This window comes from Bradyrhizobium sp. AC87j1, from assembly GCF_002936975.1.
Lineage (GTDB): Bacteria > Pseudomonadota > Alphaproteobacteria > Rhizobiales > Xanthobacteraceae > Bradyrhizobium > Bradyrhizobium shewense.
Genome location: NZ_PTFE01000053.1, coordinates 17196 through 29412, shown reverse-complemented (window position 1 = coordinate 29412; position 12217 = coordinate 17196). Strand labels below are relative to the sequence as shown.

Sequence of the window (12217 nt, the reverse complement as noted above, 5' to 3'; positions counted from 1 at the left end):
CTTGTGAGGCGCGCGCACTCTCTCCTCCGTCATGGCCGGGCTTGACCCGGCCATCCACGTCTTGCCGCTCGAAGAACGTGGATGCCCGGGACAAGCCCGGGCATGACGATGGAGTGTGTAGCGCCCGCCTACCTCAATCCTCGTACGACGAGATCTCGATCAGGCTGCCGTCGGGATCCCGGCAATAGACCGAGCGCAGCGTGCCGCGCGCGCCCTGCTTGGGAACCGGACCTTCCTCGATCGCGACGCCGTGTGCCTGCAAATGCGCCACCACCTCATTGGGCGTGGCGGAGGTGAGGAAGCAGAGATCCTCGCTGCCGGCGGTCTGGTGGTCCGCGGTGAACCACTCCACCTTGTCGGCATCGCGCGGCCGGACGTTGATCTTCTGGTTACCAAAGTGAAGCGAAGTCCGCGGCGCTTTGCCGCCGCCTGGGTCGAACACCTTGACTTCCATGCCAAGAATCTTGCCGTACCACTCCGCGGTGGCCGCGACGTCGGCGACGTTGACGACGAGATGATCGAGGGCTTCGACCTTGACCGCCATGCCTTATCCTTTCGTCGCGATGCGCCCCGCGCACTTTGCGCCTGCGGCAAGCTTTGTTACAACCCCACCGACGCCGGCATCAAGCTATCTGGCTTCAAGAACAACACGTTGGGAGAACCCTTGAGATGATCACTCGCCGTACCGCGCTGGGCCTGCTCGCCGCCAGTCCGCTTGCAGCCACCCCGCTGTCGAAGGCCTTTGCCGCCGATTATCCGGCCCGCCCGGTCAAATGGGTGGTCGGCTATCCGCCGGGCGGGGCCACCGACATCCTGGCGCGGCTGATCGGCCAGCGCCTGTCGGAAAAGCTCGGCCAGCAATTCGTGATCGAGAACAAGCCGGGTGCCGGCAACAATATCGCCACCGAATCGGTCGTCAATGCCGAGCCCGACGGCTACACGCTGCAGCTGGTCAATCCGGCCAACTACATCAACGCCTCGCTCTACACCAATCTGAAGTTCAACTTTGTGCGCGACATCGCGCCGGTCGCCTCGTTCCAGCGCGTGCCGAACGTGATGACCGTCAACAAGGACGTGCCGGCCAAGAACGTCGCCGAGTTCATCGAATACGTGAAGGCCAATCCCGGCAAGGTCAACATGGCCTCGTCCGGCAACGGCACCTCGGTGCATCTGTCCGGCGAAATGTTCATGGCCATGACCGGCTGCAAGATGCAGCACGTGCCCTATCGCGGCGCTGCGCCCGCGATCACCGACATGCTCGCCGGCCAGGTGCAGGTGATCTTCGACAACATGCCTTCGATCATCCAGCACATCCGCTCCGGCTCGCTTCGCGCCATCGGCGTCACCACCACGGAACGCTCGGCGCAGCTGCCTGACGTGCAGCCGATCGCCGACACCGTCAAGGGCTATGAGGCCAGCGCATTGTTCGGCATGGGCGCGCCGAAGAACACGCCCAAGGAAATCATCGCCAAGCTCAACGCCGAGGTCAACGCGGTGATCAAGGAGCCCGACATGGCCAAGCGTCTGGTCGAGCTCGGTGGCGAGCCGCGGGCGCAGACGCCCGAGGCGTTCGGCGAGGAGATCAAGGCCGAGACCGAGAAGTGGAAGAAGGTCGTCGAGTTCGCCGGCCTGAAGGTCGAGTAGCGGTCTTGTGATCGTGAGGATAGGAGCCCTGCCGTCTGGCAGGGCTTTTTTCTTGCGTGTCTTGTTTCGTTGATCTGGAATAAAATGGCGCTGCGAAACCTGATGATAGATGGCGCCGTATCTCGGGCCAGCTAGAGAGGAGTTGGATCATGCGCAAGATGCATTTGGTGCTGATGACGTTCAGTGCGGCGGTCCTGGCCGGCTTCGCCACCATCACGCCCGCGGCCGCGCGCGACTATCCATGGTGCGCCCGGGGCGGCGACTATGATTATCCCGGCGAATGCAGCTACAACACCCATGAACAATGCCAGGCCAGCGTGTCCGGCCGGCTGCTGTATTGCGATCGCAATCCGCGCTTCGCCTACGGCCAAGGGCTGCCGGCGGAACCGCGGCCGCCGCGGCGCGTGCGGTCCGTCGCTCCGTATTGAGAGCACACCGGTTTACCGCTTCGCGTCCGCCTGTTCCGTGCCGGTACACGAGATCAGCATCGTGTAGGCGCGGGCGTTGGCGGCGATGTCGGCAGTCTTCAGTTCGCCCTTGGGCTCTGCGGTCTGGTAGGGCACCACGGAGTTGTCGAGGAAGTCGCGCAGCGCGCCGGTCTTGATGGCGAAGTTGATATTCTCCGTCAGCTGCCCGGTCTCCTTGATCATCCTGAGCGCGTTGAGCTTGGCAACGACGATGCCTGCGACCTGGCCGGACAGGTCGAACAAGGGGCCCCCACTGTTGCCCGCTTGAACGGCCGCGCTGATCTGCAAACGTCCGGTGTGATTGCGGAAGCCGCTGAGGGAGCTGACGATTCCCGTCGTCACGGTCAGGTCGGAGGAGAGATAGCCGTGCAGCGGGAAGCCGATGGCCACCACTGGATCGCCGGAGTGCATCGAGCGGTCCCGGATCTTCGCAAAATCCTTGAACATTGCTGTCGCCGGCGCCTGCAGCAGCGCGAGATCGTTTGTCGCGTCGCTGGAGACAACGCGCAGAACCATCGCGGCCTCACCGGCGAGATTACCCTTGATATCTCCGGTGCAGCTATCGATCACGTGGCTGTTGGTGACGACATGTCCGTTGGGACTGACCACAAAACCAGTGCCGGTAAAGGTTCCGGTTCGTCCCGGCTTGGCGGGAGGCGCACCTTGCTTGTCGCCGGCCGCTGCGGGCTTCGCCGCAACCTTGGTGAAGTCGCCGGCCTTGTCGAGCCCGTCGGCTTTCACCTTGCTCACGCAATTGGCCAATGCCGCGATGACCGGCCCGGTCGATGTCAGATCGAAATTCAGAACGGCGCGGCCGGCTGTTGCGACCATCAGGCTGGCCTTCTGAAACGTGCGCACGACGTTGAGTGGCATGATGGCCGTGAGCATGTTGGACTGATACGCCGTCGCGTACAGCCGGGCCTGCTCCCGCCCGTCAAAGGTCACGTCGATTGCGGCGTTCTCACCCTTGTTGAAGTGGTAGCTGGGACTCGCAAAGGCGAGCGACCAGGTCCCGGCGGAATTTTGGCTTACGACGAGGATGACGCCGTTCGCATAGGGTGTCGTCGCGGCGCAATGGGAGAAGGCGCCGGTCTGGTCGTTGCTGAAGGCGCCGCCGATCCAGTTGCCGACATTGACGCTGCCGAACGGTCCCGCCGCATTCGCGGCTCCGGCGATACCTATTTGCAATAAAGATGCGAGAATTAATGACTTAAGCCACATACCAGCCCCCGGGACGCTTTTGGACCGCATCTTATCTACGGGAGCAGGGAGTACGCAACCGGCAGTTGTCTGGGCCGGCGGTATCCTCTCGCAGCGACTTTCGGGCTTGCGTTTGCTTTGCAATGCCATATACTTTGCATTACAAAGTAACGGGACGAGCAATCCCGGAAACACGGGCGGAGCGAGGTTCTGGCGTTGCGCGATCTCGACAAGGCACTGGCTGACATCGTGGCGATTCGCAGCCAGATTGCGGCCGGTACGGCGTTCCGCGGCTATGGCCCCGCGACGATGGCCGCGACCGGCGCTGTCGCGCTGCTCACCGCGATCCTGCAATTCTGGCTGTTGGGCGATCCCACCGGCGAGCCGCTCGGCTTTTTCCTCGGCTGGTTCATGGCCGCCGCGCTGTCCGGCCTGATCATCGGGATCGAGATGCGTGCGCGTTCGCACCGCCATCATTCGGGTCTGGCCGACGCCATGATCCACCAGGCGGTCGAGCAGTTCCTGCCCGCAGGCGTTGCCGGCGTGCTGCTCGCGGTGGTGATGTGGAAGTTCGCGGGCGAGACGCTTTGGCTGCTCCCGGGCCTGTGGCAGATCCTGGTGTCGCTCGGCATTTTCGCTTCCGTCCGCTCGCTGCCGCGCACCGTCGCGCTCGCCGGTGCCTGGTATTTCGTGTCCGGCTTCGCCGTGGTGGTGCTCGCGAGCCAGACGCACACGTTGTCGCCGTGGACCATGGGCCTGCCCTTCGTGATCGGGCAGTCGGTGATGGCGGGCATTCTCTATGTCGCATCGGGAGACCATGATGTCGAAGACTGACAGCGCGCCCTTCTCCTATGAAGGGCTCGACCGTGTGATCCACGAGAAGGCGAGGCTCGGGCTTCTGACCTCGTTGATGGCGCATCCCAAGGGGTTGGCATTCGCCGACCTCAAGCAGCTCTGCGGCCTCACCGACGGCAATCTCAGCCGGCATCTCGGCGTGCTGCAGGAGGCCGGCCTCGTCGAGGTGACCAAGGGCTACGAGGGCAACCGCCCGCACACCACCTGCCGCCTCACCAAGACCGGGCGCCGCCGTTTCCTCGACTATCTCGCCGTGCTCGAGCGCCTGGTGCGCGACGCTGCGAAAGCTGCCGGCCGCGAGGGGCCGCCGCTCGGCCGCCTCGGTATCGTCTCGACCTGATCCTCCCCCCTTTTTGACCGGAGACTTTGCAATGCAAAGTGACCTTGCGTCCCGCAACGAGAAGCTTCATGTCGGCATCATCATGGATGGCAACGGACGATGGGCGACGCGGCGCGGCCTGTCGCGCGTGCGCGGCCACGAGGCCGGCGTCGAGACCATCCGCCGCATCGTCGAGGCCGCGCCAAAACAGGGCATCGGCACCCTGACGCTCTATGCCTTCTCCACCGACAATTGGCGGAGACCAAAGGTGGAGGTCGCGGCGCTGATGACATTGCTGCGCTTCTATCTCGCCAACGAGGTGCAGAGCCTGGTCAAGAACGGCGTGCGCCTCACCGTGATCGGCCGCCGCGACCGGTTGCCTGACGGCATCGCCAACGCGATCACGCGCGCCGAAGAGACGACCGCTGAAGGCTCGACGCTGCACCTGCGTATCGCCGTCGACTATTCCGCGCGCGACGCCATCCTCAATGCCGCGGCGAAGGCGGCCGCGCTGACGAGCCTTACCCGCGAAGCCTTCTCGCAGCTCGTCACCGGCGAAGCCGGCTTGCGCGACGTCGATCTCATCATCCGCACCTCGGGCGAGAAGCGGCTGTCGGACTTCCTGCTCTGGGAAGGCGCCTATGCCGAGCTGCACTTCACCGAGCGGATGTGGCCCGAATTCGACGCGAGCGATCTCGCCGCCGCCTTGGCCTCCTTCCACGGCCGCGAGCGCCGCTTCGGCGGCCTTCAGGCGATCGTGCCCGAGGAGGTGCCTTCGCTCTCCCGTGTGTGACGCGCGGCACATGAAAACGAGCTGTTCGTTTCTATCCGCATGATTGGCAGCTCCGTCCAAGCGGACGGCGCGCAGCCTCGGCTAGGTCTGCAAGTCCCAGCAACCTGCCGAAAGCATCACGCATGTCACAGCTGTTTCCGGGAGCCGTCGTCGAGCCGGTCGAACTGGCCGAAACGAAGGGCATGGTCTGCATCAGGACCGCCAGCGAATCCGATGTCGAGAGCCTCTCGGTCTATTTCACCGGCCTTTCCACGACATCGCGTAGCAAGCGCTTCATGGGCGCGCGAACCGATCTCTCCGTGGTCGCGGCCGAGTGCGTCGCCAAGTCCGACCGCCTCGACCACTTCACCTTGCTCGCCGAACTCAGGCAGGAGGGCCACGGCCGGATCATCGGCGAAGCGCGATACACCTATGACGCGGCCGTTCGGCACGGCGAATTTGCCATCTCGGTCGCCGATGCCTTCCAGCGCATGGGCCTTGGCCTTCAGATGATGACGGCGATGGAGACGCGCGCGGTCGATCTCGGCCACGAGATGATTGCCGCCGAGACGGCCCGGACGAATGCCGAGATGCGCGGCCTGGCGAAGAAAGCAGGTTTCAGGGATACCGGACTGGGAGATTGGCAGTCGGTCCATCTCGCGAAGCGCTTGTCGCGTTAGCCGGGCCTGCTGTAAATTTGAGCAAGCTTGCGGCGCGGATCGTGCTCTACTGCCGCCCGTGACGGGAGCTTTCGCAGGATGCGCGCAGTTCTGAACTATTGCACGGGCGGGACGGAACGGCAGGTCAAGGCCGGGGCGGTCGTCGTCACCGAGGGCGGCACCACCGGCCATCTCTACGTGCTGATGCAGGGCAAGCTCGAGGTGCTCAAGGGCGAGATGGTCGTCGCAACCGTCACCGAGCCGGGTGCCGTGCTCGGTGAAATGTCGGTGCTGCTCGGCCAGCCGCATACCGCAACCGTGCGGGCCTGCTCCGACGCGGTCATCTACGAGTTCGAAGATGCCTCCTCGTTTCTCAAGCAGGAGCCGGGCGTGGCATTGCTGATTGCGCAGATGCTGGCGCAGCGGCTCAACGTCGCCAACACCTATCTCGCCGACCTCAAGCGGCAATATGCCGGCCACGGCACCCATCTGGCCATGGTCGGCGAGGTCTTGCAGAGCATGATCAACCTGCCGCCGCTTGAGGTCTCGCCAGGCTCGGATCGGCAATCTGATCCAAGGATGTGAGCCAGTCCGGCGGCGTCGTGATCGGACCGGCGGGCCGCTGCAGCGGCGCGCTCAAATCGATCCATTGCGCTTCGCCCGCTGCAAGCCAGTACGCCTTGTCGGCATCGAGATCGAGCACGATGTAGGTCGGCGGCCGACCCGGCTGCAGACCGGTGTTGAAGACCCAGCTCTCGCCCAGTCGGTCGAACCACGAGCCATCCGTAATGAAGGGCGACTGGTGCACATGGCCGGAGATCACCATCGAGGGCTGATACTGCGTGATCCACTGCACCAGCTCGACGTCGCCGAAGAAGCGCTTGCCGCCCCAGCTCGTCGGTGATTCTGCCGGCGGCGCATGATGTGCCCAGATCCAGCGCCTCGGCCGATTGGCCGCGGCCTCGCCAAGCTGCGCGACGAGGCGCTGCTTGACCAGCGGTCCATCCCACCATGGGCACACCGTGAACAGGGTGTCGCCGATGGTGAGGCCGTCGCCGTCGCAAGCGACCCCAAGCTCTCGCACCTCCGAGATCCAGCGCGAGATCTTCTCGCCGTCCGGGTTGCGTTCGTCGAGGTCGTGATTGCCGGAGCAGAGGATCACGCGGGTCCGGGCGGCGAGCAGCGCAAGGTACTTCTTCACTACCACGATCTGCGCGCGAAAATCCACCATCGAGCCGATGTCGAGCGCATCGCCGGCGAAGATCACGAGGTCGAACTGCGGCGCCGCGCTGACGAGCCAGTCGAGCTGAGGCAGCGAATAATGCAGGTCGGCGACGACCAGGCAGCGCATGGGAAATCCGTTCGAGATTGAAAATGTCCGGGAATTCCAAAGCTTATAAAGCAAGAAGCAGATCAGCATGGCCGCCTGCTCTCGTCAATCGCCGCGGGGCTGGACCGGATCATCGAATTCTGGTGTCTTGACGATCCCTCAACGCGGATGTCCGCATGACCTCCTTCAAGACCATTCGTGCCCGCGCTGAGAAGCGCAAGGGCGGGCCCAAGGCGCTGGAGAAATTGATGCCGGCAAAGCCGGACCTCAAGCGGCTGGCCAAGCTCGGCGACGACCGCGTCCTCGCCGAAATGACCAGGCGGGTGTTTTGCGCCGGCTTTGCCTGGAGCGTGATCGAGACGAAATGGGACGGCTTTGAAGACGCCTTCCTGCATTTCCAGCCGGCCAAGCTCACCTTCCAGCCCGAGGATTATTGGGAAGGCCTGCTGCGCGATGCGCGCATCGTGCGCAATGGTGCCAAGATCATGTCGGTGCGCGACAATGCCGCCTTCGTGCAGGAGATCGCGAAGGAGCACGGCAGCTTCGGCAAGTTTCTGGCGAAGTGGCCCTCGTCCGACGAGATCGGCCTGCTCGGTCTCATGACCAAGCGCGGCAGCCGGCTCGGGGGCAACACCGGGCAGATGCTGCTGCGCTTCGTCGGATGGGACGGCTTTGTGACGTCCGGGGACGTGGTGGCTTGCCTGCGCGATGCCGGTCTCGACATTGCCGAAGAGGTCAAGTCGAAGGGCGATCTCACCAAGGTGCAGGCGCAGTTCAATGCCTGGGCCGAGGAGACCGGCCTGCCCTACACATATCTGTCACGGATCTGCGCGCTCTCGGTCGGTGAAAGCCGCAGCGCGTAGCAGATTCCCCCCGAAAACCAGGAAAGAAAAATGGCCAAAGCCTACTGGGTTGCCATCTACCGCGCGATCAAGAATCCCGATGCCATGACGGCTTACGCCAAACTGTCGCGTCCGGCGATCGAAGCGGCGGGCGGCCGCGTGCTCGCACGCGGGGTGCCGGCTGCGGCTTTCGAGCTCGGCCAAATGGAGCGCGTGGTTCTCATCGAGTTCGACAGCGTCGAGCGCGCCAAGGCGGCCTATGCAAGCCCGGCCTACCAGGCAGCTCACGATCTGCTCGGAGACGGTGCGGACCGCGACATCCGGATCGTCGAAGCAGTCGATTAGAGCCGCCCGCGGATAAATCGTGTGCATCCTGTGGCGATCTCGTGCCGCGAGCGCGGCAGATGCAACGCGCGATCACGAAATACATTTTTTGGGAACATTTGTGCGCAGCACCTGTTCGGAGTCGAGCCAGGCGGACAAAGGCGCAGGGAACGCGTGCTCCCGCCCAGGCCAACGAAACCGGACACAGAAACGGAGCAGCTCATGAAGCTCACATCCGAACAGGTGAAGCAGACCGTCAACCAACTCGGCGCTCAGGTGCTGCCCGACGAACACCCGGCCATGCCGCAACTCAACAGCATGTTCGGCGAGCATACCTTCTTCGTCGACGAGATGGGCCTCAAGGTCCTCGAGCCCACACCATCGCTCGGTGCCGACCGCCAGAGCGGCGAAGTCGTCAGCCTCGCTGATTGGGGTGATTCCGACCTGACGCGCCTGATGGCGCACGAGCCCGAGCCGACCGGCGTGATCGTGGTGTTCGAGCACGTGAGGCATTGATTGCCCCCGAGCGGGCCACCGGTGGCGGGGCTGAAAATCCCGTCACCGTCGGCCGCGCGCCGCTTTCCGAGGCGGCTCCAGCGGTCGCAGTTTCATGATTCGATCGGGATCTCGATCGCGATCTGAGTCCCTGGACCCGTCCTGCTTTCGAGGCGCAGGCGCCCGTTCAGCGACGAGGCCACCAAATTGAACGCGATGTGCAGCCCGAGGCCGGCATGTCCGCTCTCGCGGCCGGTCGTGACGAACGGATCGAAGATCTGCGCTTGTAATTCCTCGGGTATCCCAACGCCGTCATCGGCGCAGACCAGGCGGACCCGTTTCGCGTCCGGCTGGCTGACTGTGATCGCGAATCTGCCGCCTCTCTCGTCCGGGTACGCATGCCCCGCGGTATTGAGGGCGAGATTGCTGATCACCTGCGCAAGTGCTCCCGGGTAGCTGTTGAGCTTGATGCCCGCCGGGCATTGGACGTCGACCGCCAGAGCATGGTGCGATAGCAGCGGCCCAAGCTTGGACATCAGCTCAGCCAGCCAATCCTTAAGCTCGAACGAGCGCCGGTCCTCATCGGCCTGGTGGACTGCGACCTGCCTGAAGCTGTGCACCATCTCGGATGCGCGGTGCAGGTTATCGAAGGTCAGGTCGAGCCCCTGCTTGAGCCTGTCAATTCCCTTGGTCAGATCGGATCGCCGGACCGACGCTCCGCCCAATGCGTCGGCCATTGTCTGCAGATCGGTCTGCATGGCCGTCGAGGTCGTCAGGGCGAGGCCAAGCGGGGTGCTGACCTCGTGAGCGACACCGGCGACCAATCGACCGAGCGAGGCGAGTTTTTCCGCCTGCACCAGATGTTCCTGGGTCGCGCGCAGATCGCGCAGCGATTTCTCCGAACGTTCCTTTTCCCGCTGCAGGGCCTCCGACGTTCGGAATTGCTTTCGCGCCCGGTATTCGCGCGCAGCCACCGCGTAGAGCGATAATGCGTAGGCGTTGCCGACGAGGGAATGATTGATGAATCGCAGGCCCATTGGCATCGTCGGTGCGAACGTCTCGGCGACCAGCAGCGCCAGCCACGACAGCAGGCAGAAAATCGCCAGTGAGCCGATTCGTAATGGCAGCATGGTGGAGACGAACAGGATGATCATCATCATGCCGGGGGCGGCAAAGGTGAAGCCCGACGGCAGGACGAGATAGATGCTCGGCAGGATGCAGCCGGGAATGACGCAGTAGACGAGGAAAATCGTCTCCGCCCATGGCTTCATCAAGCGCCGTGACAGTAACGCGGTCAGCGGGAGCAGCACGAACAGAGCGGTGCCGCCACGGATGGCAAGCGTGGTTGGAACGACCTCGGGATAGAGCACCCAATCCCAGAGGGTGTAGCCGGCATAGGTGGCGGCGCCGAGCAGCATCGCGATCTGCGTCCAGCCGAGACTGCCTCGGACGTATTGGTCGACAAACCGGCGCTCCTCGATGCGGTCTTCGAAGCGCAATCCGAGGCGTATCAATAGAGCAAGCATTCCAGCATCAATCGCGAAAAATCGTGTTTTGGTGTCTCTACGACAGGTTTTGCCCCGCGTCGCGGATAAAGATGTCGCGTTTGCCGAGGGCCTGGCGGCCTCGTTCAAATGCCCAAGGTCAGCTGCGGCTCCGCCTCGTCCCCGATCTGGAGTGCGGACAGCGAGACACCCAGCAGCCTGACGCGCTTGGGCAGTGGCATCTCGATCTCGAGCAGGCCGCAGGCCAGCCGCTCCAGGTCGTCCCGCCCCGCGACGGCCGCTGCGACAGACCTGCTGCGCGTGATGATCTCGAAGTCGGCGAATTTGATCTTCAGCGTGACGGTGCGGCCGCGGTTGCCCGTCGCCTCGCAGTGGCGCCAGACCTTGTCGACGAGAGGCCTGAGCTCGCCCGCCAGCGCGCCATATTCGGCAAGGTCGGTCGAGAACGTGGTCTCCGCGCCGATGGACTTGCGGATCCGGTTGGCCCGGACCGGCCGATCGTCGACACCACGCGAGATCCAGTAGTAATAGGCGCCCGACTTACCGAAATTCGCATTCATGAACTCCAGCGTCTGGTTGCGAATGTCGAGACCGGTGAACAGGCCGAGCGCATTCATCTTCGCAGCTGTCGCCGGGCCTATGCCGTGGAACCTGCCGACCGGCAGCGTCTCGACGAAGGCGGGGCCCATCTCCGGCGAGATCACGAACTGACCGTTGGGCTTGCGATGATCGGAGGCGAGCTTGGCCAGAAACTTGTTGTAGGAGATGCCCGCCGACGCGTTGAGATCAGTCTCGGCCTTGATCTTCCCGCGGATCTTCAGCGCGATGTCGCGCGCCAGCGGGATGCCTTGCAGGTTTTCCGTCACGTCGAGATAGGCCTCGTCGAGCGACAAGGGTTCGATGATGGGTGTGTGCTCGGCAAAGATGTCGCGGATTTGCCTGGAGATCGCCTTGTAGACCTCGAAGCGCGGCCTGACGAAGATCAGATCGGGACACTGCCGCTTCGCAGCGACCGATGGCATCGCGGAGCGAACGCCGAACTGGCGGGCTTCGTAGCTGGCGGCCGCGACGACGCCGCGTTCCGCGGAGCCTCCGACCGCGACCGGCTTGCCGCGAAGGTCCGGATTATCGCGCTGCTCCACCGACGCATAGAACGCATCCATGTCGATATGGATGATCTTGCGGACGGGCGAGGCTTCGCCGGTCACCGTGTCGGGTTCGCTCATGGAAGGATGATACAATTGCGCCACGGGAAGCGCGAGGTGATGGATGCTTCGGTTATTGGTCTTCGTCGTCGCCGTGGTCGGCACCGGGTGGCTGATCGGTGCGACCAATCTCCCCGGAGACTGGTATGCGGGCCTCGCCAAACCGGCTTTCGTGCCACCGAACTGGGCGTTCCCGGTGGCCTGGACCCTGCTCTACATCATGATCGCCATGGCGGGATGGCGGACCTTTCGCCGTGAGCCCGGGGGCAAGGCGATGCTGGCCTGGGCTGCGCAACTGGCGCTCAATTTCAACTGGTCTCCGGTCATGTTCACGATGCACCAGATCGGCGCTGCGCTCGTCATCCTCATCGGCCTGTTCGTCGCGATCGTGACCTATATCGGTCTCGAGGCATCACGAGACAGGCTGGCCGCCGCATTGTTCGTGCCCTACGCGGGCTGGGTCGCGTTTGCCGGCGTGCTCAATGCGGCCATCTGGCGTTTGAATTGAGACATTCAGTCTCAACCAGTTCAAAGCGCAATCTCAGGCTTGTGAGTGGCAAGCATGGTCACGCGACCTAATATGAGCGCACGGAGGACAGC

Annotated in this window: 16 protein-coding genes; 11 read left to right on the top strand and 5 right to left on the bottom strand. The window is 63.7% G+C overall.

Translation table 11 applies throughout. From position 1 onward, the window contains the following. Positions 1-133: 133 nt before the first annotated feature. On the bottom strand, positions 134-544 hold the full coding sequence (locus CV770_RS24730) for a VOC family protein (protein ID WP_104464214.1): 411 nt from the start codon (positions 542-544) through the stop codon (positions 134-136). 125 nt (positions 545-669) lie between these two features. Here CV770_RS24730 and CV770_RS24725 point away from each other — a divergent pair, with 125 nt between their 5' ends. Beyond that, a complete protein-coding gene (locus tag CV770_RS24725) occupies positions 670-1644 on the top strand; it encodes a Bug family tripartite tricarboxylate transporter substrate binding protein (protein ID WP_091962081.1) in 975 nt (324 codons plus the stop codon). 149 nt (positions 1645-1793) lie between these two features. Further along, entirely contained in the window at positions 1794-2072 is a 279-nt protein-coding gene (locus CV770_RS24720; RefSeq protein WP_104464213.1) for a DUF3551 domain-containing protein, read from the top strand. 12 nt (positions 2073-2084) lie between these two features. Here the strand turns inward: CV770_RS24720 and CV770_RS24715 are convergent, their stop codons facing one another. Further along, on the bottom strand, positions 2085-3332 hold the full coding sequence (locus CV770_RS24715) for a S1C family serine protease (protein ID WP_104464212.1): 1248 nt from the start codon (positions 3330-3332) through the stop codon (positions 2085-2087). A gap of 195 nt (positions 3333-3527) precedes the next feature. On the opposite strand from CV770_RS24715, the gene CV770_RS24710 reads away from it, so the two are divergent. From CV770_RS24710 to CV770_RS24690, 5 genes are all read left to right on the top strand, one after another. Further along, a complete protein-coding gene (locus CV770_RS24710) occupies positions 3528-4145 on the top strand; it encodes a hypothetical protein (protein WP_091962069.1) in 618 nt (205 codons plus the stop codon). After that, positions 4132-4506, top strand: a complete 375-nt coding sequence (locus CV770_RS24705; RefSeq protein ID WP_165637569.1) for a winged helix-turn-helix domain-containing protein — start codon at positions 4132-4134, stop codon at positions 4504-4506. Before CV770_RS24710 ends, CV770_RS24705 begins: the two co-directional genes overlap by 14 nt. Before the next feature lie 31 nt (positions 4507-4537). Next, on the top strand, positions 4538-5278 hold the full coding sequence (locus tag CV770_RS24700; protein WP_104464211.1) for a di-trans,poly-cis-decaprenylcistransferase: 741 nt from the start codon (positions 4538-4540) through the stop codon (positions 5276-5278). A 122-nt stretch (positions 5279-5400) separates the two neighbouring features. Further along, complete coding sequence (locus CV770_RS24695) at positions 5401-5937, top strand: GNAT family N-acetyltransferase (protein WP_104464210.1); 537 nt, start codon at positions 5401-5403, stop codon at positions 5935-5937. Between the two features lie 78 nt (positions 5938-6015). Beyond that, the gene (locus CV770_RS24690) at positions 6016-6501 is read left to right on the top strand and encodes a Crp/Fnr family transcriptional regulator (protein ID WP_091962054.1); all 486 of its coding nucleotides are present in this window, start codon (positions 6016-6018) and stop codon (positions 6499-6501) included. Here the strand turns inward: CV770_RS24690 and CV770_RS24685 are convergent. After that, positions 6440-7267, bottom strand: coding sequence for a metallophosphoesterase family protein (locus tag CV770_RS24685; RefSeq protein ID WP_091962051.1), 828 nt, complete (start codon positions 7265-7267; stop codon positions 6440-6442). The genes CV770_RS24690 and CV770_RS24685 overlap by 62 nt on opposite strands. A gap of 155 nt (positions 7268-7422) precedes the next feature. Between CV770_RS24685 and CV770_RS24680 the strand changes: the two genes are divergently transcribed. From CV770_RS24680 to CV770_RS24670, 3 genes are all read left to right on the top strand, one after another. Then, the gene (locus CV770_RS24680) at positions 7423-8109 is read left to right on the top strand and encodes a DNA-3-methyladenine glycosylase I (RefSeq protein ID WP_104464209.1); all 687 of its coding nucleotides are present in this window, start codon (positions 7423-7425) and stop codon (positions 8107-8109) included. 30 nt (positions 8110-8139) lie between these two features. Then, positions 8140-8433, top strand: a complete 294-nt coding sequence (locus CV770_RS24675) for a DUF1330 domain-containing protein (protein ID WP_104464208.1) — start codon at positions 8140-8142, stop codon at positions 8431-8433. Positions 8434-8634: 201 nt separating this feature from the next. After that, entirely contained in the window at positions 8635-8928 is a 294-nt protein-coding gene (locus tag CV770_RS24670) for a hypothetical protein (protein WP_018319488.1), read from the top strand. 92 nt (positions 8929-9020) lie between these two features. Here CV770_RS24670 and CV770_RS24665 read toward each other — a convergent pair whose 3' ends face one another. Together CV770_RS24665 and dinB are read right to left on the bottom strand one after the other, a co-directional pair. Next, on the bottom strand, positions 9021-10433 hold the full coding sequence (locus CV770_RS24665; protein WP_104464207.1) for a sensor histidine kinase: 1413 nt from the start codon (positions 10431-10433) through the stop codon (positions 9021-9023). A 104-nt stretch (positions 10434-10537) separates the two neighbouring features. Next, positions 10538-11638: a DNA polymerase IV gene (gene dinB, locus CV770_RS24660; RefSeq protein WP_104464206.1), complete on the bottom strand. Its 1101-nt coding sequence runs from the start codon at positions 11636-11638 to the stop codon at positions 10538-10540. Positions 11639-11681: 43 nt separating this feature from the next. On the opposite strand from dinB, the gene CV770_RS24655 reads away from it, so the two are divergent. Next, a complete protein-coding gene (locus tag CV770_RS24655) occupies positions 11682-12125 on the top strand; it encodes a TspO/MBR family protein (RefSeq protein ID WP_104464205.1) in 444 nt (147 codons plus the stop codon). Positions 12126-12217: the final 92 nt, after the last annotated feature.